The following is a 24,313-nucleotide window of genomic DNA, read 5'->3' on the forward strand; positions in this document are numbered from 1 at the left end:
CCCATGCCAGGCGCACAAAAAGAGCCAACCAGTAAAAACTGGTTAACTCTATAATGCGAACGCACCCGTTAGTTATTGACATTTTTTATGTACATTAAATGGAAAAATTTCATCATAATTCTCTGTAAAATGCAACTCTCTACCTGATTTATCTTGAAACTTGAAATACGCTTGCGGAACAATGTCTAACTACGTATATTTTTTTCATCATATAGAATCTCCTGACTCAACCCCTGTACAAATTTAAGTATTATTACTGTGTGTATTATCACAAAGTAAAATTCGAATAGGGAAGACTTAGTCCAGGATGTTCTTCATCTGCCTGAAATGTAACACCATTTTTATCTTTGTTTGATACAAAGGATACTGTTAATATGGAAGCAAATACAATTTGAGTTACTAGCATTTTCTTTAGAAAAGTTTTCATTTTATTTTCCTCCAATATAATCTTTAAAGTAATTCACTTATTGTTTATTTGTTTTCATTAAATTCAGTGCCATTTTATAATAGTAGCTTCCCTTTTTATAATAGTTGTTATCATTAACCAGTAAATCTCCTATCTTAACATAGCAATCACAAAGTGCTTTTACATCGTCCTTCTCTTTAAAGAAAGGAATACAAACATTCTCTAAATATTCTCTATATTCATCCATATTATCATTGAAATGAAATAGATATAACATTTTGAACTTGATATGGTATTCAGAATTATTACACATTAAAGATAATTTAAGACCTTCTTCAACTCTATATTTAGCTCTATCACAGTCATCGGGTAATGAAAGATGGGTATCTGCGAGGTAATAGATTGTGTTTAAATAAGATAACTCACTTTCTTGTTTGTATTTAAGACTTTTGGAAAAAAACTTAATGCTGTTTAATAAGTCTCCCTTTTTTTGATATAAGAACCCTATGTTGTGATAAATCTTCCCTACCAAAAATCTATCATTTGACTTTTTCCCAACTCTTAATACTTTTAAATAGTACTCTAGCGCCTTCTCATATTCGCCTACCCTTGTCCAATTAATTCCTAATATTATCTGACAATCAATAACCCTTTTATAATTAAGTTCTTCTTGAAAATATTGTAGCGCAGAGTTCGAATAAAATATAGCTACTGTAGTATTGTGCATATGACTGTTTAACAACGCCAAATGATAAATCAGATGATAATCGTTGTACCCGATACTCTTTAATAACACAAAGGCTTCTAAAACCTTATTCGCAGCCGCTTGGTAGTTACCTTTTAAATATTGGTTTAAACCTGAAAAGTATTGATAATAAGCCAATTGCTCTTCAGTCAAAGTTTTTTTGAGTTTTCCAATGTCCCCTAATATTTCACTTACTTTCTTTATATCCTGCTTATAAATGTAATATCGAGCTGATAGTAAAGAAAAATATGTTTTTAATTTTGGATTTTGAATGTCAGTGTTTAACTTAACTAAATGTAGCCATAATTCTTCTATAGCGCTTTGATTATCCTCACTTAGGCTATTATAAAAAAGCTCCATATTTTCTTTAAAGTTTTCGCGAATTTTATTCATAGAAGATAAATCTACTCGCAATCGTTTACAAATTAAGTGAATTATCTCATCATTTCCCTCCATCCGATTGTTTTCTAATTTACTTAGATATGTAATAGAACAAATCCCTTTTGACAAATCTTTCTGCGTAATGTTTTGCTTTAATCTCTGACTGGCAATTATTCTACCTATGTCTATACTAGGTATATTATTAATATTAATTATCTTCACCCTTTCGGTTTCTATAATTAATTTAACATTTAATTTACAGGTAATATTACAGGACTTAACATAATTGTATAATATATACACATTACAATAAAGTGAAAAATCTAAAAATTTTTATAATTATTTTGTTTGATTAAAAGAGGCTGGGACAAAACACTTTGTCCCAGCCTCCTCTTATTGACTTAATTGCTTGCCTGTAACTCATTGTTTATAAGATTAGCATATACATTTTCTCTAGTAATTAGCTCCTGATGAGTACCTTTTTCAATTACCTTGCCTTCATTTACTACAAATATAATATCTGCATTTCGTATGGTAGACAGTCGATGTGCTATGATAATTGTTGTTTTCCCATTTCGAATTAAATCAATGTTTTCTTGAATTGCCTTTTCTGTATGAACATCTAACGCTGAGGTCGATTCATCAAGAACAAGTATTTCAGGATTCTTTATTAAAGCACGTGCCAATGACAGCCTTTGTCGTTCACCCCCTGAAATGGTTACACCACGTTCTCCAATAATGCTATCGTACTGTTCTGGTAGATTTTCAATCATGTCATTTATGCATACAGCTTTACAAATTTCTTGTAATTGTTGGTCCTTACTTTGTCGTCCCATCAACAAATTATCTCTTATTGTACCGTGAAAAATATAACCATCTTGGAAAACGATACTTACCCGCTCTCTCCATTGTTCATCCCCTATATCATTGAGGTCATGACCATTAACCGTTATTTTACCCGACTGTGCATGCAAAAATTTAGTTAATAACGAGGCAATAGTTGATTTTCCACTTCCACTTGCTCCTACTATAGCTACTTTTTTCCCGATAGGTATTTCCAATGTAATATTGTTTAAAATTTTGGTGTCCTTATTATGGTGAAAATTAACATTCTCAATTTTCAACTCATTTATTTCACCAGTTAGTTTTGATTTCTCTCTTTTTGTGTAAGTAGTATCCAACCACATTCTAATGTTATCCACTGACGCTAATTTTCCAGAGAAAATAAAAATCAAGTTGTAAAGTTTAATAAATGACTGTAGTAAAGTGGAGGTTAATTGAAAGATAATAACTAATGTACCGATTGACATGGATTCGTTAAACACAAGAAACCCACCATAACAAAGTACCAATAGTTGTGTAACTGCAGTGAGTGGCTCTAAAGAAAAAACCTGTTTGATTTTCAATTTACCTTCATTTATCATACTTTGGAAATACTTATTATAACTTGTATTAAACCTTTTTTGTTCCCAATCAGTACGATTTGAAGCAATAACATCACGAGTGGATGTTATACCTTCTTCAAGGATTTCCAAGAATTTGGCTTTTTCTTCTTGTATATTTTTCCAAACTTCTTTTTGCTTACTATTAAAATTCCGTCCTATAGCTATATAAAGAACCCCTATAATAACTATAGCTATCAATATTACTGGCGCAGATACAATAATAAGACTACATATGATTAAAGTACTAAAAATATACTTAACAATATCTGCAATATCTTCTCCAATAACTCTAGCTACAATAGGAATCTCATTTGAAAAATAATGTACGTATTTAGCATCTCTCTCTTTTCGAGAAACCTCTAAAGGGGTGTTGTAAAAATGCCATAAAGCCCGATTCAATATTTGCTGCTTCACCTTACCATGAATTTTACTCTGAATATAGGGGTTTATTACGAATAACAGAGTAAATATGAGGTAACATAATAGAATTAGGGGCAAAAAAATCCAAAGGTTTTCAAAGTCTTCAGTTATGATAACTTCGTCAATAATGTATTGTTGTAGTTTTATGGAATAAATCTCCACAAAAACCTCCAGTATCAACAATGCAATACAAGAAAAGTATAGAAGCTTCTGCTGTTTTATAAAGGTCCATATCCATTTTAAATTCTTCATATGGACCTAGCCTCTTCTTTATTAAAAATCATTTTCCTATACAGTCCCTCTTTGTTTAACAGCTCACTATGCGATCCCATTTCTTTTATAAACCCTTTATCCATAACCACAATCTTGTCGTATTCTTGAATTGTACTTAATCGGTGAGCAACCGTAATAACAGTCTTATTTTCAAGGAACCTATTTAATGAAACTTGTATCAATTGTTCTGTTACATTATCAAGCGCAGAAGTTGGTTCATCCATGATAACGATGGTTGGATTCAATAGAAAAAGGCGTGCAATTGCTAACCTTTGTTTTTGTCCGCCAGAAAAGTTTGCCCCTTTTTCACCGACATACGAATCGTATCCATCAGGCAAACTCATTATAAAATCATGTAGGTGTGCAGCTTTTGTTGCTTTTATAATATCCTCCATTGTTGCATCAGGATTACCAAATAAAAGATTTTCTTTAATTGACATGCCAAATAAAAATACATCCTGGAATACGTATCCTATGGAACTACGCAGCGATTTAAAACTGAGATTTTTAATATTCACGTTGTCTATTGAGATACTGCCGGATGTAGGATCATAGAATCGGCCGATTAGCTTAGTAATAGTTGACTTACCACACCCTGATTTCCCTACAAGCGCTACCTTTTCTCCTGGCTTTATGACTAAATTAACATCTTGTAGAACATTTTCAGAGGTTAAATTATAAGAAAAGTTTATATCTTTTAGGTGGATCTCTCCGATTAAATTACCCAGACTAACTGCCTTCTTATCTTCTACAACAGCAGAAGATAGATTCAGGAATTCATAAATCTTTTTGGATTGGAACATTAAGAGCTTCTGTTCAGTTAACAAAGTTATTAGAGAAGTTAGCTTTAGCATAGTATTAAAGTAGAGTAAGAGAAACGATACAAACTCCCCTGTAGTGATACGGCCCTCTACAATAAGGTAGCTACCAAAGATAAATAAAATAATCGCACCTAAATAGTACGTTAACCTTCGAATTCCACCTCTTAAGTAGGCATACCAATAGCGTGAACTATATAGTTCTACATTGTTATCTACTTCATGTAATACTCGATTTGAATTCCATAGATAAGAATTATTAGCCGCCAATTCTTTAATTGATGAAACACTTTCATAATAATGCTGACCTAATTTTATTTGACTATTAGTTAGTTTGCTTGCTATTACGGATGCTTTTCGTTCTAGCCTTGGCCCAACAAGATAGTAAACGGCGAAACATGGAATCATACAAATAAATAAGGAAAAGCTAATATCAATCATAAAGAAGAGAGCAAAAAAAACAAAAACAAACGTTTGTATCATTTCAGGGAAATAATATCTATATAAATTCTGCATTGCAGTTACTTCTGTGTTTAGTAATGATAACGTCTTCCCTACCGGATTTCTTTCAATGTAATTTAAACCTAAAACACGCAGTTTTCGTATTAATTCCCATTGAATATCCCTAGAGACATTTTCTTGAACATATCTCTGAACATATTCTCGCGAAGCTGTGGCAATTAATTTTATTAACAAAATGGCAAAAAAAGCTATTAAACAATATACAAATAATAACGGTTTATTCCTTTTTATAACATCATCAATCAAGTATTCAAAAAGTTTAGGGGTTAACAGTTCACTTATAGAAATAAGAAAACCACATAATATTAAAAGTGCAGTTCTAATATAGTAGGGTTTAAGAAAGGAGATTGCCCAAATATATACTTTTAATAGACTTTCTTCTTTCATAGAATAATCCCCCCTCCTCAATTACCTTATCAGTTAATTTGGAATAATGTCTCGTCGATATATCCCAAAGGGTATATTAGGTAAGATGTGCCGTCAGATCCATTCAGCCAAGCATTTTCAAATTCATTACGATTATAAACTTTTTCTACTTCATCATTTGTAGCTCCTGCTGGATCATTCACTAGAACATTCCCATTATCGCTAAATCCTTTAACTACTACCAAATGGCCGTTTGTGAATGATAATGGGGCCCCATCCAAGGACTTATGCTCGTATGCAATACTGACAATCACGGGGATTCCTAACAAAATTAATTGCTCTAGCTTTTTTAGGCTGCTTAATCTAGCCACTATAGCATAAAGTCCTAGGCTAGCAACATAAGCAGTATTGAAAGACCAATTACCGGCTCCTTTATATGCCTTGTCCCACACGCCTTTAACTACTTTCGGGACAGACTTTTTTAGGGGGGGGTCATTAATTTTCTCAGCCCAAAAATTCAATATCATAGAAACAGAAGTAGGAGAGCAAAATACTTCTCCTCCCATATAAAGCATTTGAGATTTTTTAGGTACAGGAAGACATAATGAACACCATTTTTTCTGATCAGGATAATTCTCTTCCTTTTGTACTTCTCCTCTGTCTCTTCCAAGGGATAGCGATACACCAAAATACTTTAAAATAGGAGAAATATTCTTATAGACGCTAGCCAGTTTAGCTCTGATTTGAAACCCTTCTGCTACATTCTCTAGCATCAATGTATCAACATGAACTGATCCATCCAAATCATCTTGCCCAACTTGAGAATGTCTCGAAAACGGATTCGCGCTCTCCAACCAAAGACCTAGACTGTACCATTTCCCTATTCGATCCTTAAATATTGGTCTTATCTCAAATTCTAGCCAAGTTCCAGGAGGAGCCTTAGCTCCCCACGAAACAACAGCCTCTTTAAAACAACTATAAATATAAGGCGAAAAAACATATCCAAAGTAATATTCGGTACAATCTTCCTTAATAGAAGGACTTACACTTTTTTTTAAAGATAAATGATTCTTATGATTAATCACATCTATCAATTCTAAATTTTCAAAATCCTTAAATTCTATATACTTCTTTTTATTACGATTCAACTTATTTCTCACTTCCTATCTTCCTATGTAATAACCCTCTCCTCTAATTATTTATAATATATATCTTCTAGCGGTATGATATTTACCTGCATAAAAAGGTTCTGAGACATGACTAATTTTGATGGGAAGTCCAGTTCTTCTCGCACTAATGAATTTACCGTTCCCTAAGTATATCCCAACATGGTTTACATTCTGTGGGTCAACAGGATCTGTACAATAAAAGAGCAGGTCACCAGGGGAAATTTCGTTTATTGATATCTCATGCCCCTCCTTTAATTGGTCTTTTACATTTCGTGATACTTTAATCCCTAACGCTTGGTAAATTCGAAAAACAAATCCAGAACAGTCAAACCCGAAAGATGAAGTCCCTCCACCAATGAAGGGTGTCCTAGAAAAATTACTTAAAAGGGGAAGTAATCCAGTCTTAAAATCTAAATGTTCTGTTTTACTAATAATATAAACATCAGATCTCTTTATCTTCCCCTTCTCTAGACTTGGCCCGCATACCCAAACAAATTCTGCTTCTTCTTTATATATTGGAAACTTTGTCATAAAACTCAGTTCCAATGAGCTGCCATCCATCTTTTGAAATAATGCTGTTTTAGAAATAATCATTGCCATTTGTTTTTCTTTTACCATTAGGTTATATTTATCGTTAATTTCCACTTGGGTGATTGGTAACCAACCTGGATAACCCATGGGACCATCCGATGTAATCTGTTCTTTAGCGGCAACGTAAAGCCACTCCCCGACCCTTTTATCAATTAAAACAGGTTCCCCATATAGTAATTGTGTTCTCACGCGTGCTTTTGTAGACTTCATATGAACCGGAAGCTGTTTATACCATTCAGTAATCCTGAAGTTATCTGTCAAACTTGAGTAATCCTCTTCCATAGGGCTGTTCCAGTTGCTCCATAAATTACAAACAGGAACGTTTATAAAGCCAATCATATAATCCTCCAAATAGTCTTTTTTTATATCCTTATACTGGTTTTTTGTTTTGTATGTCCTGTATGAAGTAAGATAGTTTTCTTACTGTCGAGTATTCATAGAGGAAATGAAAAGGAATTTCAATATCAAAATGCGCTTTAACATCCCATATAAGTTGCATTGCAATAATGGAGTGACCTCCTATTTCAAAAAAATCGTCCTCTACTCCTACATCTTGACCTACAAAATATTGCAACCAAATTTGCAAAATTTCATACTCCATTTCATTCTTAGGAGCTACATATTGTCGTTTAGGGATATTAAGTTTTTGTGTTAAAGCTAACCGATTCACTTTACCACTCACCGTTAAAGGAATAACGTCCACAAAAATAAATTTTGACGGAATCATATAAGATGGTAATAGGTCAGACAATTCAGCCCGGAACTCTAAGCTTGATAAATCTTTATCACTACAAACGACATAAGCAACCAATTCAGCATTATGAGAACCTAAATTGACGCCGATAACAGCTGCATCTTGAATACCCTCAAGATCTTTTATATGTGTTTCGATTTCACCCAACTCAATTCTTATGCCTCTAATCTTGACTTGGGCATCTCTTCTTCCTAAAAACTGCAATGAACCATTTGGTAAGCGACGTGCTAAATCACCAGTATAATATATTCTTTCACCAGTAGAAGTAACGTGAAATGATTTTGCAGTTAATTCTGTGTTATTTAAATACCCTAGGGCAATTTGGTCAGATTGAATTACAAGCTCACCTACATGTTCAGTTTTTTGACCTTTTTCGTCAACTAAATATATTTTCACTCCGTTAACGGGAAAACCAACTGGTAGTGTAGAATAATCCACGCGAGAATCATGATTCACCACGTACTGTAATGCCAGCGTACATTCTGTTGGGCCTAGTCCATTTATTAGGTAACTTCCTACTGGGAATTTATCTTTAAAGAGCTCAAAATCCCTTAAACTTACTGTTTCTCCACCTAAAACCGCAACCCTTACAAAATCAAATTTACTTGAACTCGCTTCAAGTAGATGCCTAAATATTGTAGGTGTTGTATGTAGAATACTAACAGACTCCGATTGGACTGATTCAACTATCGTAGAAAAAGAATCACTCTGTATATCTGCTAACAGCAGTGCAGCCCCATTTAAAAGGGCTCCAAAGATGTCCATTATCGATGCATCAAAATCATAGGAAGCAACAAGCAATAAACAATCTTGATTGGTTATTTGTAAGGCATTTGAGTAATTTCTAATGTGATGCAATACATTCCTATGACTTTGGCAAACTCCTTTTGGTTTACCAGTGCTACCTGATGTATAGAGGATATAAGCTATACTATCTGGTGAAGCCAATATAGGATAGCTAAGTTTGTTTCTCTCACATTCTGAATAGTGAATAATTTTTACATTTTCGATCAATCTATCATCAATAGATTGATCAGCTAATATTACTTCTAACTGAGCATCTTTTATAATGGTAGCAATTCTTTCTTTTGGGAGTCTTTTATTTATTGGAACATAAGCGCAACCACTTTTTAATACCCCAATTATACTAGGTATCATTGGGAGGTCATGATTTAATAGTAGACCCACTCTTTTGTTTGGTATTTCAATTTCATTTAGGGCCTTGGCTATTCCATTAGAAATATGATCTAAGTCCATATAGCTCATTGTTTCTGAACTTGACTTTACAGCAGTTCTATCTTGATTTTCTGAAATAATTTTATTAAGCCTATCTGTTATTGTCTTATCGATATTAGGTTTAAAATTTTGGCAATCTTGATTCTTTGGTATGGAAATCATCTTATAATCATTTTGTTCAGGGAGTAACAAGTATTCTCTAATCCATTTATTAGGGTCTACGAGAACTGCATCTAATAATCTGGTAAATAGTACAGCAAAATGCTTGATGGATTCTTTGGTAAATAAGTCAGAATTATATTCAATATAACCCCTCAGTCCTCCATTTAGTTCTTCAATATAGAAATCCATATCAAATTTAGAATATTTATAGTTGATTTGTTCATGTTTAATCTCTATATGATCATTACCTTCTGTAAGTTTTGGATGGTCATAGTAATTAAACATTAATTGAAAGATGGCATTGTAGCTTGGATTTGCTTCATTATTCACATTTTGCTTAATAACGTCAAAAGGGATATTTTTATTATTGAATGCTTCTAAAGTGACTTTTTTTACTTTCTTCAGCACGTCCTGGAATGTAAGAGCGTCAGAAAGATCCACGCGAATTGGTAAACTGTTCACAAAAAAGCCTACAATCTTCTCTAGCTCAGAAAAGTTCCTGCTTGAAACAGGTGTGCCAATTACTATATCTTTAGAACCGCTTAATTTAGAAACTAGCATCATAAAGGTAGATACTAATACCATATAAGGAGTGAAACCTTCCTCCCGTGCAAATCCATGTAACATATTTCTTTGATTTGGGTTAATCGTAAAATAATGAGATCTTCCCCTGAAAGATTGGTATTTAGGGCGATACTTATCAATCGGCAATGTTACAAGGGAGGGCAAGTTGCTTAATTGAGATTTCCAATATTCAATCTGAGAATGTGCCACCTGGGTATCAAGAAACGACCTCTCCCAATTAATGTAATCCACAAATGAGAACTCTTCTCTTTCACTTATTACATCTAGTTTTTCATTATTCAGAAGCAGATCTTTTAATAAAATGTCAAGGGACCATCTATCCGATATAATGTGATGTATATTAATAATAAATAAGTGTTTCTCCTCACTTAACTTTATTATATAGGGGCGTAAAAGATTGTCTTTTTCGAGATTAAAAATATGAGATAGCTCTTTATCAATAATTTCTTCTGCCTTTTTTTCACTATCAGTTTTGTCCATATTAGAAAAATCTTTTATAATTAACTCATAATGTTTTCTTATTAGAGTCTGTCTAGGCTCATTATGCTTCGTTGTAAATGAAGCATGTAATAATTCATGGTTATCGACTATTCTATGAAAATTGTTTTTAAGGACATTGATATTGATCTGCCCAGAGATGGAATAGGATTTCACAATATTATATTGTGGGCTACCAAGATACATTCGGTCTTGAAACCACAATGATCGTTGAGCGGAGGATAATGGATAATGTTCTTTCTTTTTTTCCTTGTATAATTTTAAAGCTGCTTCTCCTGATCTCATTTTATTAATTTGTTTTGAAAGGTCCTTTACTTTTGGAGTATTAAATATATCTGTTATAGAAAGATCAGTTGAGAACTTATCGCGAATTCTTGAAACCAATTGTAGGCAAAGGAGAGAATGCCCACCAATTTTAAAAAAGTCGGAATTTTTATCCACCTCATGAATGTTTAGTAAATCCTTAAATATTTCAATTAATCCCTTTTCCGTGTCATTAATGTGCTGATCATTTGTGTGCCCTTTGTAAAGTTGTCCTTGGTTGTAAGCAGGCAAACTTTTCTTATCTACCTTCCCATTCGGGAGTAATGGGAAATCATCTACCGATACAAAGAAGCTGGGTACCATATATGATGGTAATTTCCCTTCAATAAAGGATCTTATTTTTGAGATCGAACTTTTTCCGCCATTGCTTGTATCTAAGAGTTTTACATACGCAACAAGACTTAGCTCTAATTGATTTTTACTAATATTTGTTGCTATTACTACAACCTGCTCAAGGCTAGGATGTTCCCCCAATACTTTTTCTACCTCTTCTATTTCTACTCTGTGTCCTCTAATTTTTACCTGGCTATCTATACGACCTAAATACTCTATATCACCATCTAGTGTATAGCGCCCAAGATCTCCAGTTTTATACATATATGGACTTTCATTTATTTCTTGAAAGGGGTTAGGAATAAATTTTTGCATAGTTAATTCAATGTTATTTAAATATCCTTTCGATAGCCCTTTTCCACTTATATAAATTTCTCCTATCTCTCCTATTGGAAGCAATTGTTGTTTGTTGTTTAATATAAATACAGAAGTGTTGAATATAGGCTTCCCAATAGTTGGTGCAGTAACTGAATCACGTGGAATTTCTAAAAAAGTACTGTATGTTGTATCCTCGGAAGGACCATATAGGTTATATATTTTTTCAACGTGAGGTAATTGATATATAGAGTCAACGACCTGCTTCCTCAAAGGCTCTCCCGCTAGATTTATCACCTTTACAGACTCAGGGATACATTTGGCTTTTAGCAGTTCTGACATTGCAGAGGGGACAGTATTTATAAGAGTAACTTCATTCATGGCAGGAATTGTACTTAGGTGCAGGATATTCTCTGTTAGAATTAATTTCCCCCCACAACTTAATGGTAAAAAAATTTCAAAAACTGATAAATCAAAACATATAGAAGTAGAGGCTAACACTCCATCCAATTCCTCTTTAGAAAATTCAGACATTGACCAGTGTAAGAATGCAACAGCGTTTTCATGTTGGATCATAACCCCTTTAGGAGCCCCTGTACTACCTGAGGTATATATTATGTAAGATAGGTCTGAACTTTCAGATATTTCACCAGGAGGAATATCTGCTAAAGGCTCCAAAGTGGAATTCGACAGTAGATCTTGCAATGAATAAATTTTGTTTTCTCCTTCCAATAGGTGATGATGGTTTTCTTCTGCTAAAACAATGGGAGAGCTCGTATCTTTCAGTATATAATGCAGTCTATCTTTCGGATAATTCGGATCTAGTGGAATATATGTGCCCCCTGCTTTTAAAATCCCTAAAAGAGCTACAATCAAATCTATATTTCTTTCCAAGCATACCGCCACAGGAACATTTCTCGTTACACCCAATTCGTTTAAACGATTAGCTAATCTTCCGGATTTATTGTCTAGTTCTTTATAATTAACTCTTTCCTCTCCACAAACAACTGCAATTTTGTTTGGAGTTTGTAAGGCTTGCTGCATGAATAATTCATGTAGCAAATTTATTTCAGATGAATTTTCAAATGTAGAATTCCATCTCTTAATAGTAAGATAATCTTCCTCAGAGATTAAAGATAGGTGTGGATTCTCCTTAATTTTCATTACATTTCACTTCCTTTAATACATTGTGCCTCAAAGGCATATAAAATTTCAGATAAATCAATCCTTAAAATCTCAGGAACACAGTTTGTAATGCTACAAAGAGCCAACTTATACTCTGGAATAAAGTCTAATATGCTAAAATTATATTTTGGATGTACTCCATCTAAAAAAAACGTGCCATCCGGTTTACAAAAAGAAATTTCCTTTATCCCCCCAGATAGCCCTGTACCAATGGCTTTAAGGTAGCTCTCTTTCAAAGTCCATATTTGATAAAATCTATGCCTTTGCATGTCTTGGTTACCAGAGATTATAAAATCCTTTTCATATCTAGAAAAAAACCTGCTAGCAATACCAAAATCAATTTGTTTCATAACTTCTATATCAATACCTAATTCGGATCTGCCGAACGCTACTACTACCCAGTCCCCAGAGTGGGAAATATTAAATTCCATATCTTTAACATTCTTTACGTAAGGCTTCCCAAATGTTCCTTTGGAAAATTTTATAGAGTCATTATTAATTCGATATTTTTCAACAACATATAATCTTATTAATAGTTCACCTATCATTGTTCTTATAGCATCTTCAAAAAAGGAATATTTCAAGATTTGAGATTGTTTTTCAATTGATGTAAATTTATATAACGTTTTAAATATATTATTGTCAATTTGTTTAATATTAAAGGCATAAATCTTCATGTCGATACCTACTTTACTTTATACAGATAATGCTTCATACCCATCTTCTTTGCCGGGTAAAAATCCCTAATTTTTTTTTGCCTATTATCTCTTTAATAACATCGATTTGAGGTGGGTGAAATCTCCCTGCCTGAACATCCCTAAATAGTTTGGATATTTCACTGTGTTCAAACAAACTTGATATTCCGTCAATTTTCATTGCTAAATTTACAATTTTCTCTGCAGAAGAAGTTACATATTCTTTAGTGATTAAACTACTTGTATTAATATCCTCATTTATCGGTTCCTGTGGGTTAGTAAGGGTACGATCTAATAAATCACAATAATATAGCAGCTGCGATTTTGCTGTCTCCTGTAATATAGTCATTTCTGAAATTGTGAACTGGGTTCCAGGAAAAGTGCTCAATTTACTAGCACTATTGGGCACTTTCTTGTTTTTACAACGGTCGACTATAACCTCTATTGCTCTCTCAGCCAACCCATAGTAGACTGAGCTCACGCTTAACCGGAAAAGATAGGCTAAATGGTCGGCCTTGCCTAAGTCATCCCCTTCCATTAATACAACGTGATCTGGGTCGATAACTACATTATCGAAACTAATACTATTGCTAGAAGTATCATTCATGGACATAGTGTCCCAATCTTTCGAAACTGAAATGCCCTCATGGCACTTGTCAACAATAACTAGTGCTAATCCCAATCCCTTACCAGAGTATCCTTGCACATAAGAGTACACTGGCAAATAACGTACATAAGGTTCCATTGAAACATAATGCTTTTTTCCGTTTATAATGTATTGGTTTCCGTCTTTCTTTGCAATGATAGGGTAATCTTCTTCATTAATTTGCGATATAAAATATAAACCCGGATCATTTGGAGAACCAAATAACATGTCGTCTTTTTTGACACTATTATAAAAATAGGACTTTTGTTTATCATTCATAATGTAATTTAATCCCCAAACAGTGTATAGGTGCATAGAGAAACCTAATGCAAGAGAGGGTGATTGTTTAGCTAGCTCACTTATCTCCCTAAAATACTCCCTGGGTGTAATCATTTTATCGTTTTGACCAGGCAAAGTTAGAGTATGCATCTTATCCTTAATTAGATTTGAAATATCGCTTGGTTGTTTAGGCATTGCTTTTATAACCATGTTTCACCTCTCCGATCCTATGAGATCAAGAAATTAATGGATTGCTTTATAGTTTTTATTAACTCTTTACTTTGTTTTTTAGTATCAGCTGCCACCAAAATCCTCATTAAAATGTCTTTATTAGATTCTGCTTTTCGAACATACATCCCTTTGGATATATTATTAATAATCCAAACATCAGGATTTGCTTTCCATTCCTCAGGTATATCTATCTCAGAAATATATCCTTCCCTATCAGAAACAATTTCTTCACAAACTGTGTATTTATTACTGGAGGAAGAAAAGTCAAACAGTGAACCAGTTATGTATAATTTAGTAATATACTTAAGAATATCCGTATCTAAGGCTTTGTTTATCATCCAGTAATTTGGATATCCCATTAATCTCGGATTAACTTCGAGTATGTACAATCCATGCTTGTTGACAATAAATTCAATGTGACAGGGACCGAAGTTGTAATCAAAATCATGTACAAACTTTTTCACTTGATTTTGTATCGAATTTAACTCTTCTCCATGAAAAGGAAACTCATACCCTAGCTCTATGAAAAATGGTGGGTCCCCCATTTCTCTGCTCGTAAATCCTAATATACGTAACTGATTATTATCCTTTATAAACTCACAACTCAGAATTTCCCCTGATATGAACTCTTCCAGCATAAATCCCTCTTTTTTTATTAAACCAGCCGAGAATCTAGATAATTTATTTAGAACTTGGTAAGCATTTTTTAGTTCTTCTACATTCTTTATGATTCTGACCCCAACTGATTCGTTCGAAATAAGAGGCTTAAAAACCCATTCTCTATCGTCTTCTTTAATAAAATTCATACCTTCTTCTAAAGAAGAAAAAAGAAAAAAATCAGGATGTTTATAACCTAACTCTTTTTGTTTTTTCCTAAACAAATGTTTATTTATCAAAATACCTGCAGTCTCTGGATTAAGGAACGGAAAATCGTAATGTCTGCAGAGTAACGAGACTTTTTCTATAAAAAAATCACTCGTTGTTAGGATCGTTTTAATTTGATATTGTTTATTTAAAGACTCAATATAATCCGCTAATATTTCATAGCTGGTAAGTTTTTTATCTTTTATAATTTTGAAAGCAACATCTAGATTTTTTGGCTCAATTGGAATAATACCTGTATATAGGTAAATTACATCATAACCTTGTTCCTGGATTGATATGATTTCTTCTCCAAACTGACCTGATTCCACTACTATGATCTTTTGCTTCATGATCTGCTGACACCATATTTTTCAGTAAGCAAGTTAATTATAGATTCAATTGTAGAAAAATTCTCAAGTGTTAAATCATCATCTAAGATTTCAATTGACAACTGATCTTCCAATTCTACAATCATTTCAATGAGAGTAAGTGAGTTCATACCCTCCTTAGTCAAATCAGTTTTCATGGCTAAATGTACTTCTTTATTAATAGACTCTTCAATTAGTTCTTTCAATAAAATATATATTTTATCGTTTGTTTCTATCATCAGTAAAACCTCCATTTTAGAATGTCATACTTTTAACCGGTTCTGGCCATTGATTCTTATCTGTACCATAACAAGTTATAAAAGTATTAACCCATCTATCCAACCCAAAAGCTACACAACCAGAACTAAGAAACTCATCACCTGAACTATTCTTTATATTGAACTTCCGACTTAGCTGATCGAAACAATTATTAAATGAGGCAATTGCTACTGATGCCGATTTTATATTGGAATCAACTTTTAATTCATACTTGGTATTTGATAGCTTTTGATATGAAATTTTCCCAAGCTCATCGCTATAGTAAAAGGGATCAGATGCTGTAACTATCTTCCCTGTAAACCCAAGCTCATTGAATAGTTTCCACGTCTCATCCATTATTGAATCTCTTAAATTGTCTACCGCTTCCTGGTTACCCACAAACACTATTTCTCTCATCGTAAATTCAGTTTTTCTATTAATATTTCTTTCACCTTTTAACTCATGACGAAAACAACGACCCTTAGCGCTAATGATTCCTGCAGTCATTTTTTTGTCAGCCCACTCTTCATAACAGTGATAGCAGATACATGGCTGCAAATAACCTCTTAATCTAAAAGCTTGCTCAATTTGTTCCGGATTACTACGTATGGTATGTAATACTTTATAGTCATGTGGAATATCATGCATCGCAAAAAGATTTTGAGGAAAATGGATATGATATTGGCTTTTCTGCATAACTCCAATTGGCAGTACCGTCGGATACTCCCTTAGCTCTGCAGAGAATTTATTTGAAATATTTAGAATTTTTTGATCAAAAAACTCAAATAATTGAATCATATCTTCGTTATAGAAATTTGATATATTTGCTTCTGTTTCTGCTTTCGCATTAATTGTTGAACTATTTGATTTTAGAACCCTGTCCTTAATGGGTCTCCATGAAGTAATTGCATCTACTAAACTATCAAAGTTTTGAACTATATCCGTTTTCAATTTTGAATCAAAGTCTTCTAGTTTTATAACTATTTCTTTTGACTCGTTTGTACTTACAAACTTTATTTGCTCTGATAAATAAGGTATTCGTTCTTTAAGTTCATCTATTTGCTCCTTAGAAAAAGATTCAGGTATAGGAAGAATTTCAGTCACCATTATTTTCACCTCTCAATCTATTATCAATTGATTAGTTGTTGGATTCGATTTACATTGAAAAATCTTTCAGGAATGGTTAGATTCCAACAAAACATGCTTTCACCATGCTCATCATATACTAAATCCAATATCTGATTATCAGTCTTATTTGATATATATTCTAAGAAGTTGTGAGGCACTAAAGAACTATCCTTAAATAAGGAGATCACATAATGGAAGGTATAAAACACATGGGTATATAAGTCATACTTTGATACTTTTTCTTTAATTGAAGCCCAATTAAGAACTTCTCTTTTTTTATATAGCAAACGGTAAATATCAATTAGTTTATATAGTAAGAAATCTTTATATGCTGTTACTTCTTTAACGTATATCGCTTCTTTATAAAAATGAATACAGAGGAAAAGTAAATGATCTTCCCAGTTTAATGATTTGAACATATCATTATTATGTGTAATGTTAATAGTGTTGTTAAGAAATTCCGAAACCATATCATCTGTTCTATTGTTTGTTAATAAGTCTAAAGAAAATTGTATATCCACTGGATGGTGGGTGATATAATTATCTTTTGTTTCTTTAACAAATGGTTGTACTTCGTGTGATAGTAAAGGTGAAGAAATTATATCTCTTCTTTTTGCTTTTATGATGCTATTTGTTTCTAGATCAAAGTATCCTTGTACATATCCTTCACTTTTAACTACTTTGAGAGCTTCTTCTAATTGGTCAAAATTGATTAAAATATCGCAATCATTCGACCAACGCATGCCTTTATCATCATATAAAGAAAGTGCTAGGGGCAGCCCTTTAAGTACAGCATAATTTATATTGTTCTCTTCCAGTAAACCACACACGTTCACTGCGTTTTTGTAATGGACATCTCCCCTTAATCGCTGTGCGCAGTAAATTGATTCAACAAGCTTTACGAAGTAATTACTTGACGATTTTCCATAAGTTGCAAGTCCATGGTCTTTGATTGTAAACCAAGCAGATCCGATACTTCGATGTGTGGTTAGGATACCAATAACCTTGCCCCAATCTTGATGTTTTTTAAATAAATGTTCTAATTCCTTTTTTTCACTTTCGCTTAAATAATATTTTGAAAGAAGTAGGGAGGTTTTCTCCTCCTGGTCTAACTCTTTTACCATCATAAAACCCCCGCAACAATGTTTTTGATATTATGGATTTGATTCAGGAAGACCAAGAAATTTTTTATATTTCTGATCTTCCGCAAATTCATTCTAAAGAAATACGATTATGTTCAATCAGTCGCATCCTCATTAAGTTCTAGGGACCGTAAATAATAAGTTATCCCTGAATTATCGACCCAACTAAATTGAATAACGCCTTTTTCCAAACGCCTTCTCAATTCTTCCACTTTGATCCACTGTACTTCTTTTGTAGCATCTCCATCACTTAATATTTCCCCTTTAACTTCGCATAAAAAATATGCACCCATCGAGTCAACCGGACCATGAAGAGTTTGATAAACACAAAAAGGCGTTACGGCTTCTACAGCTGAATTCTCCTCTTTGGTGATTATTCTATCTTCTTGACCTTTTATAAGGGTTACTTCTAAACCTGTTTCTTCCTTGACTTCTCTTACAAGTGCATCATAAAGGGACTCATATTCCTCAACTTGACCACCTGGAAGTTCATAAGGAATACTTCCTTCATAGGGTTTGTCTCGTTTTTGAATGATAATTTCTCTACCCTCAGGAGTTTGTCTGGTAATTATAGCTCTCACATTAACAAACATTTCTTTTCCCCTTTACTTCTTTTTCCCAACAATAAATAAGTTGTTGCCTCTAGAGATGGTTGCTTCAGATAGGAATTGTTTTTCTAATGTATAAATATCTTCAAGATTTTGTTCAATTGATAAAATGTCCTTTAATACTTTTGTTTCTCCCTCTAATTGAGTTTCTTGATATCCAGGATAGATGAAAATCGGAAATCCAACCATACTCTCCTTTACCAAGCCATTTTCTTGATACAAATCTGTCAAGTTTTCAGGTGTAAACATATGAATATACGGCATTTCCGATGTAAAGCGGCCCTTACCCGATGCTGCTTTCTGAGCTTCATCAATTTTTCCAATGGAAATATTGAAGAATATAGAGTGGTACTGACTAGGAACGAATGAAATCAGATAGCCGTTCTTCTTTACTTTCTTTTGAATTTCTGCAATTACTAATGTTGGATTCTCAACAAAACCTAATACGTTGTGAAAATTAAATGATACATCGACTACTTCATCTGGAATTGAGCTAATATTATGTAAATCACCTTGGTAGATCTCCCACCTATTATCTAACTCATTTCTTGTTCTTTTTTGTTTGGCTTGTCCCAACATGTCGTCGGAAAGGTCAAACGTGTACCCTTTAGATTTAGGATAGGCTTCTAAGACCTTCAATGACCACCGTCCTGTTCCTCCTCCGGCATCTAAAAATGTGAAATTCTCCGGAAATTTATCCAAAACGTTAGTCAAGCAATCCCACAATATTCTGTCTGAAAGCTGCCAATATTTTTGATCCTCTACCAGGTCATATTTATCGGCCTTAACTTTAAAATATTCTAATGTATTTTCTTTTACTACCATTTTCATTTCCTCCAATTAAGTTAACGTTATTTTTTCAAATAAATCCTTGAGGTCTGATTCTTTTGTGAATTTATATTCAAAGGCTTTAAAAATTTTCGCAGTTCTGTAAGCATGTTTCATTAATTCCATGCCTACTTCACCACCTAAACTTTTAGACTTGTAAGGAAAGAGATGGGAAGTATATTCAGAATCATATATTCTTTCTTGAAGACATTTTAAGAAATCACCTTTAGTAAGTTCTACGACTTTTTCCTGTTCGCTTTGAGAAAGTATATAAAAGTTATTAACTATGTAACAACTTGTGTCTCCAATGAGACCAGACTTAGATTTATAAGGAGAAGAATATGCATAAAGGGTATCTCCGACTACTTGTACAATTGCTGTGTCATCTGTTAGAAGTTTATATCCCGATGATAAAGCTTTCTCCGCAATAGTCGACTTACCCGCTCCGCTTGGTCCCATAAAGAGATTAGCTTTTCCATCAACAATTATGGCTGCGCAATGAACCATAAAACAGTTTTCCTTCACAAGTTTTGGATAGATTGAAACTCTTTGTGAAAATTCCCAATACCTTTTTCTATCGTTAATTGTTTTATGCTCAGATCCTTCAGATACAGATACAATACTATTTAAATCTTTATCCCATTCACCAATTATCTTTATATTTCTTTTAGTGTTTACCTCGACGGACGTACCTCGCCATAATATTTCATCCTCTTCCAAGCTTTTATAGGACCCTAAGTTCCATTCTTTGATATGGCAATGATGTTCGCTTTTATGTGTTTGGGAAGCTACGTGAGAATAATATTCCGTAAGTTCCTCTTCTAAAAGTTGAACTGATTTGTCAAACGTCACTTGGACGTTTATTGGACCAAATTTGTATTTAAACATAGTTTCACCGCCATATTCATCTTCTTAACTTTCCATTTGCAGTCCTTGCCAAATCATCTACGATAACTAACTTTCTTGGAATTTTGTGGTTTGATAGATTAAGGTGACAATGAGAGCGAATTTCCTCTAGAGCGTCTTGATATTCAAATCCGTCTTCGAGCATGATATATGCGACGGGAATTTGTCCATACAGCTCATCCTCTTCCCCTTTAACAATGACTTTATCAACACATGCTGTTTCTTTTATAACTTCCTCAATTTCTTCGGGGCTTACCTGTATCCCCTTGTGTTTAATAATATTGTTTGTTCGCCCTAATAAATGTAATTCACCTCCTTGATCTAAATAACCTATGTCACCAGTTTGGAGAAATGTTGGCTGCTGGGTTAGGTTATGTAATCTAGATACATTATTCACATAGCCCCTCATTAAACTGACACTTGATACATAAATTTCTCCGACTTCATTCTCCAATAAAGGTACTCCTTGCTGATTTCTTATTTCTACTTTTACACCCTCAAGAGGTTTACCTACATTCGTAATAGAATATTCGCCATTAATTATCTTAGTTGTAATTCTCGGTCCTGCTTCTGTTTGCCCGTAGGTTTGTACAACCTGCGCATCAATAAAGCGAGTACGAATAATTTCAATAGTCCGAGAAGAGACAGAACCTCCACCAAAGCAAATATAACGGAGCGATTTTAAGCTATACTTGTTAAAAATGTTTATATTTAAGTTGCTTAGCGTTTTTAATATTGTTGGAACAACAGTGACAGTGGTAACTTTATAAGCCTGGATATACCTAAGTATTGTTTTGGGATGTCTTAAATTGTTAGCAAGTACAATGGTGCTGCCTAAATATATATGCGCCAATAATTGAGAAGTATTACAGTAGCCAAATGGCATAGGCAAAGTGATTAAGACCACATCTTTTGGCTTTAAATCAAGCGAATTAACATGGGCTTTTATATTTTTAATGATGGACTCATATGTATGGGCTACAACTTTAGGAGAAGATGTAGTGCCCGATGTTTGAAGGAACAAGGTGGACTCATCATTATAGATATTATGTAAATGAAGAGCATCAGGATCTTCTTCCTCTGTATAATTAATCACACAAATCTTTTTATAGGAATTCAATTTGTTTTTTCCTTCTTCATTTGTGATACATACGCTTACATCTAAGGACTTCAATAAGTTGGAAACTTCTTTGCCATTAGAGTTCCAATAAATCGGGAAAACTGTAGCCCCTAGCATTGAGGCCGCAAAGTATGAAGTAACATAGTCAATTGAATTGGGTAAAAAAAGTGCTACAGTTTGTTTTGCCTTGATTTTATTACTTAACTTGCTCTGGAATACTTTTACATTATCGAGCAGTTTCGCGTAAGTTATGCTATGAGAGTTTTCAACTATGGCAATCTTTTTTGGATGAGTCGAAGCAGTTCTTATTAATAAGTCTCCAAATGTCGGTTTATCCAACCTGCCACCCCTTTCTTAAAGTCTGCTATCCAGCTGGAAGACCTGACCTGATATTGAAAATACTGAACTTGAAAGCATATATAAAATAAAATCAGTTACTTCACTTGTACTAGATGTCATAGATAGGACACTACGTTCAATTGCTGCAGCATGTTTGTAAGGAACGTCCTGATTTAGCGGGGTCTTAATAAAACCAGGACATACAACATTTACAGAGATATTAAATTTACCTAAATCTCTAGCTATTGATTTAGCAAATCCAATAAGGGCAGCTTTAGATGCTGAATAGTTAGCTTGCCCATATGAGCCAGTTACGCCCTTTGATGAAGATATGAAAAGAATTTTTCCATTTTTACTTTTCAGCATATGATTAGATACTATTCGAGTAGTGAGAAAAGCCCCGTTCAAATTCACATCCATAACATCATGCCAATCAGACAATTTCATGAGGCCCAATAAAGAGTCTTTACAAATACCTGAGTTATAGATAAATGCATCTACTCTCCCCAGCTTATTAATTAAGCACTTTAAACCAAATTTAATACTTTCAGGATCAGTAACATCTACTTTTTGAAGATATAATCGATCCTGATATAGTTTTTTTTCACTTTCACTTAATAGAATCGAGCTATTATAAAAAGACATTCCCACCGTGCATCCCTGTTCAAGGAGCCCTTTTAGTAAGGAGCTACCAATTCCTCCAGTCCCTCCTATAAGAATTACCCGTTGTTCATTTAGAAAAAAATTCATGAAATAACTTCTTCAGTTAAATGTGTTTTAATAAATCCAACGACTTTTCCCACACTTTCGAATATTTCATTATTTAATTGTTCATCATCTATTTCGATGTTGAACTCTTCTTCTAGTCTTAAAACAAATTGTAATATCATGATAGAGTCAAACGATAGGTCTTCTGTTAAGTCCGATTCTATATTTATATCCTTTTCGTAAGAAACTGAATTTTTTTCCATCTCTTCAGCAAGAATTTCAATTATCTTTTGTTCGGTTGTCATACGTGAACTCCCCTTCCATCGTAAGGAATAAAGTATTTGTGTTTATTAGATTTAAACTTCAATATATCTCTATCTTTTATATCGAGAGTAACATCTGGTGGAAGCTTTTCTTTTAATTCCATCCTAAGCATATCTAATGTTTTGTCAGTAAATAGTTTCCCTTTAACCAACTCTATAAGTAATGCATCTTCCTTATATTGAGTTACCTTAAATTGTCTAATTGCGTCCCCAAAAGACCGGTTTACTTTCATCACTGCATAATGGAACAGTATAGGGTTAGCAATCCACTCACCTATTTTTAAATATTCTTGTGTTCGTCCCCCAGTTACATCAATAACAGGATTAGTATCACCACATTCACACGTAATATTTCTGAGTCTTACCAAATCGCCTACGAAATATCTGATTAATGGCCATGTTTTATTATACAGATCCGTAATTACCAACTCGCCAAAGCCTTTTGAATCTTGGTTTATCACTTCATAATAAAATCGCTTACTAAGACTATGGATATTGCCCGACTGACAACTCATGCCCAAACACCAAAATTCCCTGCACCCGTAGTGGTTGAACACAATTTTACCAAAAGCCTTTTCAATGGCTTTTGCCTGATAATCAAATAACATTTCTCCATTTGTTTCTATGTACTGTATACTCAAATTTTCAGCATCATACCCCTTCTCTATTATATGATTTGAAAAAATATACAAAGCAGAAGGGACACCAAGTAGCCATTTAGGTTTTTTCTCTACCAAGATAGAATAATAAAGATCAAGCTTTTGCGGAGTCATATCTAACATTGATAGATAGATTTTGTTGTCGATATATTGCACACTATCTGTACAGAAATCGTCCTCTGTGAATGCATAAAACATTCCGTACAAATCCTTAGTATCTATATTTCCCCTATGCTTCCTTAACCCCCATAGGTCTTTTGTTTTCACGAAAACTTCAGACCGTCCTTTATAGCAGGTAAGTGGATTTCCAGTGGAGCCACTTGTGTATTCTTTACTCAAGGCAGAATTATTTTCTTGTGTAAGTAAGGAATCCTCGATTCCCACTATTTCACGTTTATTAAGAATAGGTATATCTTGAAAAGATTTTTGGGTAAGATTATCAATATCTATATCTTTAAAGCGTTTTTGATAGTAGGGTGATAAATTTCTTGCATGTAATAATATTTTTTTTATATTAAATAAGGTACCTCGCTCCAAACACACTCACCTTCTTTAACTTTATAACTCGCTTTTAATTACATTATTCAAGTTATTTTTCATTTCATCTACTTGCAATAGAAATTGATTCGCTGTATCAATGTTCTAGTCATCACGCAAGAGGCCTAATCCAATCAACTCTATAC

At 33.5% G+C, this 24,313-nt stretch carries 20 protein-coding genes; all 20 read right to left on the reverse strand.

The window, feature by feature from the left end:
- Positions 1-268: 268 nt before the first annotated feature.
- The 20 genes from BIV59_RS23855 to BIV59_RS21335 all read right to left on the reverse strand — a co-directional run bounded on the left by BIV59_RS23855 (position 269) and on the right by BIV59_RS21335 (position 24,167).
- Positions 269-427: a hypothetical protein gene (locus BIV59_RS23855; RefSeq protein WP_170846219.1), complete on the reverse strand. Its 159-nt coding sequence runs from the start codon at positions 425-427 to the stop codon at positions 269-271.
- 37 nt (positions 428-464) lie between these two features.
- Positions 465-1,754, reverse strand: a complete 1,290-nt coding sequence (locus BIV59_RS21245) for a helix-turn-helix domain-containing protein (protein WP_071353461.1) — start codon at positions 1,752-1,754, stop codon at positions 465-467.
- A 179-nt stretch (positions 1,755-1,933) separates the two neighbouring features.
- Positions 1,934-3,649 (reverse strand): ABC transporter ATP-binding protein, encoded by a 1,716-nt coding sequence (locus tag BIV59_RS21250; RefSeq protein ID WP_071353462.1) that lies wholly within the window; start codon positions 3,647-3,649, stop codon positions 1,934-1,936.
- Complete coding sequence (locus tag BIV59_RS21255) at positions 3,646-5,397, reverse strand: ABC transporter ATP-binding protein (protein WP_071353463.1); 1,752 nt, start codon at positions 5,395-5,397, stop codon at positions 3,646-3,648. Before BIV59_RS21255 ends, BIV59_RS21250 begins: the two co-directional genes overlap by 4 nt.
- Before the next feature lie 29 nt (positions 5,398-5,426).
- Positions 5,427-6,536 carry a C39 family peptidase gene (locus tag BIV59_RS21260; RefSeq protein WP_071353464.1) on the reverse strand — a complete coding sequence of 370 codons (1,110 nt, stop codon included), beginning with the start codon at positions 6,534-6,536 and terminating at the stop codon, positions 5,427-5,429.
- A 39-nt stretch (positions 6,537-6,575) separates the two neighbouring features.
- Positions 6,576-7,475, reverse strand: a complete 900-nt coding sequence (locus BIV59_RS21265; RefSeq protein ID WP_071353465.1) for a C40 family peptidase — start codon at positions 7,473-7,475, stop codon at positions 6,576-6,578.
- A 31-nt stretch (positions 7,476-7,506) separates the two neighbouring features.
- Positions 7,507-12,507: a non-ribosomal peptide synthetase gene (locus BIV59_RS21270; RefSeq protein WP_071353466.1), complete on the reverse strand. Its 5,001-nt coding sequence runs from the start codon at positions 12,505-12,507 to the stop codon at positions 7,507-7,509.
- A complete protein-coding gene (locus BIV59_RS21275; RefSeq protein WP_071353467.1) occupies positions 12,507-13,205 on the reverse strand; it encodes a 4'-phosphopantetheinyl transferase family protein in 699 nt (232 codons plus the stop codon). Before BIV59_RS21275 ends, BIV59_RS21270 begins: the two co-directional genes overlap by 1 nt.
- Positions 13,206-13,239: 34 nt before the next feature.
- The gene (locus tag BIV59_RS21280) at positions 13,240-14,358 is read right to left on the reverse strand and encodes an acyl-CoA dehydrogenase family protein (protein WP_071353468.1); all 1,119 of its coding nucleotides are present in this window, start codon (positions 14,356-14,358) and stop codon (positions 13,240-13,242) included.
- 17 nt (positions 14,359-14,375) lie between these two features.
- Positions 14,376-15,593 carry an ATP-grasp domain-containing protein gene (locus BIV59_RS21285; protein WP_071353469.1) on the reverse strand — a complete coding sequence of 406 codons (1,218 nt, stop codon included), beginning with the start codon at positions 15,591-15,593 and terminating at the stop codon, positions 14,376-14,378.
- Positions 15,590-15,850 (reverse strand): acyl carrier protein, encoded by a 261-nt coding sequence (locus tag BIV59_RS21290; RefSeq protein ID WP_170846220.1) that lies wholly within the window; start codon positions 15,848-15,850, stop codon positions 15,590-15,592. Before BIV59_RS21290 ends, BIV59_RS21285 begins: the two co-directional genes overlap by 4 nt.
- A 16-nt stretch (positions 15,851-15,866) precedes the next feature.
- The gene (locus BIV59_RS21295; protein WP_071353470.1) at positions 15,867-16,976 is read right to left on the reverse strand and encodes an aminoacyl--tRNA ligase-related protein; all 1,110 of its coding nucleotides are present in this window, start codon (positions 16,974-16,976) and stop codon (positions 15,867-15,869) included.
- Positions 16,977-16,999: 23 nt separating this feature from the next.
- Positions 17,000-18,121 (reverse strand): nucleotidyltransferase family protein, encoded by a 1,122-nt coding sequence (locus BIV59_RS21300; protein ID WP_071353471.1) that lies wholly within the window; start codon positions 18,119-18,121, stop codon positions 17,000-17,002.
- 113 nt (positions 18,122-18,234) lie between these two features.
- The gene (locus BIV59_RS21305; protein ID WP_071353472.1) at positions 18,235-18,732 is read right to left on the reverse strand and encodes an NUDIX domain-containing protein; all 498 of its coding nucleotides are present in this window, start codon (positions 18,730-18,732) and stop codon (positions 18,235-18,237) included.
- A gap of 12 nt (positions 18,733-18,744) precedes the next feature.
- The gene (locus BIV59_RS21310) at positions 18,745-19,572 is read right to left on the reverse strand and encodes a class I SAM-dependent methyltransferase (protein ID WP_071353473.1); all 828 of its coding nucleotides are present in this window, start codon (positions 19,570-19,572) and stop codon (positions 18,745-18,747) included.
- A gap of 15 nt (positions 19,573-19,587) precedes the next feature.
- On the reverse strand, positions 19,588-20,463 hold the full coding sequence (locus BIV59_RS21315; RefSeq protein ID WP_071353474.1) for a phosphoenolpyruvate carboxykinase (ATP): 876 nt from the start codon (positions 20,461-20,463) through the stop codon (positions 19,588-19,590).
- 16 nt (positions 20,464-20,479) lie between these two features.
- A complete protein-coding gene (locus tag BIV59_RS21320; protein WP_071353475.1) occupies positions 20,480-21,940 on the reverse strand; it encodes a class I adenylate-forming enzyme family protein in 1,461 nt (486 codons plus the stop codon).
- A 15-nt stretch (positions 21,941-21,955) separates the two neighbouring features.
- Positions 21,956-22,690 carry an SDR family NAD(P)-dependent oxidoreductase gene (locus BIV59_RS21325; protein ID WP_071353476.1) on the reverse strand — a complete coding sequence of 245 codons (735 nt, stop codon included), beginning with the start codon at positions 22,688-22,690 and terminating at the stop codon, positions 21,956-21,958.
- A complete protein-coding gene (locus BIV59_RS21330; protein WP_071353477.1) occupies positions 22,687-22,953 on the reverse strand; it encodes an acyl carrier protein in 267 nt (88 codons plus the stop codon). The genes BIV59_RS21325 and BIV59_RS21330 overlap by 4 nt, the downstream gene beginning before the upstream one ends.
- Positions 22,950-24,167 (reverse strand): phenylacetate--CoA ligase family protein, encoded by a 1,218-nt coding sequence (locus tag BIV59_RS21335; RefSeq protein ID WP_071353478.1) that lies wholly within the window; start codon positions 24,165-24,167, stop codon positions 22,950-22,952. The genes BIV59_RS21330 and BIV59_RS21335 overlap by 4 nt, the downstream gene beginning before the upstream one ends.
- Positions 24,168-24,313 lie beyond the last annotated feature (146 nt).

Origin of the sequence: Bacillus sp. MUM 13, assembly GCF_001866725.1 — a bacterium.
GTDB lineage: Bacteria > Bacillota > Bacilli > Bacillales > DSM-1321 > Peribacillus.

What these genes read in the sequence shown, in the direction of transcription:
- BIV59_RS23855 (WP_170846219.1), bottom strand. Translation starts at nt 427, where the DNA reads ATGAAAACTTTTCTAAAGAAAATGCTAGTAACTCAAATTGTATTTGCT.
- BIV59_RS21250 (WP_071353462.1), bottom strand. Translation starts at nt 3,649, where the DNA reads ATGAAGAATTTAAAATGGATATGGACCTTTATAAAACAGCAGAAGCTT.
- BIV59_RS21255 (WP_071353463.1), bottom strand. Translation starts at nt 5,397, where the DNA reads ATGAAAGAAGAAAGTCTATTAAAAGTATATATTTGGGCAATCTCCTTT.
- BIV59_RS21265 (WP_071353465.1), bottom strand. Translation starts at nt 7,475, where the DNA reads ATGATTGGCTTTATAAACGTTCCTGTTTGTAATTTATGGAGCAACTGG.
- BIV59_RS21270 (WP_071353466.1), bottom strand. Translation starts at nt 12,507, where the DNA reads ATGAAAATTAAGGAGAATCCACACCTATCTTTAATCTCTGAGGAAGAT.
- BIV59_RS21275 (WP_071353467.1), bottom strand. Translation starts at nt 13,205, where the DNA reads ATGAAGATTTATGCCTTTAATATTAAACAAATTGACAATAATATATTT.
- BIV59_RS21280 (WP_071353468.1), bottom strand. Translation starts at nt 14,358, where the DNA reads ATGGTTATAAAAGCAATGCCTAAACAACCAAGCGATATTTCAAATCTA.
- BIV59_RS21285 (WP_071353469.1), bottom strand. Translation starts at nt 15,593, where the DNA reads ATGAAGCAAAAGATCATAGTAGTGGAATCAGGTCAGTTTGGAGAAGAA.
- BIV59_RS21290 (WP_170846220.1), bottom strand. Translation starts at nt 15,850, where the DNA reads ATGATAGAAACAAACGATAAAATATATATTTTATTGAAAGAACTAATT.
- BIV59_RS21295 (WP_071353470.1), bottom strand. Translation starts at nt 16,976, where the DNA reads ATGGTGACTGAAATTCTTCCTATACCTGAATCTTTTTCTAAGGAGCAA.
- BIV59_RS21300 (WP_071353471.1), bottom strand. Translation starts at nt 18,121, where the DNA reads ATGGTAAAAGAGTTAGACCAGGAGGAGAAAACCTCCCTACTTCTTTCA.
- BIV59_RS21305 (WP_071353472.1), bottom strand. Translation starts at nt 18,732, where the DNA reads ATGTTTGTTAATGTGAGAGCTATAATTACCAGACAAACTCCTGAGGGT.
- BIV59_RS21310 (WP_071353473.1), bottom strand. Translation starts at nt 19,572, where the DNA reads ATGGTAGTAAAAGAAAATACATTAGAATATTTTAAAGTTAAGGCCGAT.
- BIV59_RS21315 (WP_071353474.1), bottom strand. Translation starts at nt 20,463, where the DNA reads ATGTTTAAATACAAATTTGGTCCAATAAACGTCCAAGTGACGTTTGAC.
- BIV59_RS21325 (WP_071353476.1), bottom strand. Translation starts at nt 22,690, where the DNA reads ATGAATTTTTTTCTAAATGAACAACGGGTAATTCTTATAGGAGGGACT.
- BIV59_RS21330 (WP_071353477.1), bottom strand. Translation starts at nt 22,953, where the DNA reads ATGACAACCGAACAAAAGATAATTGAAATTCTTGCTGAAGAGATGGAA.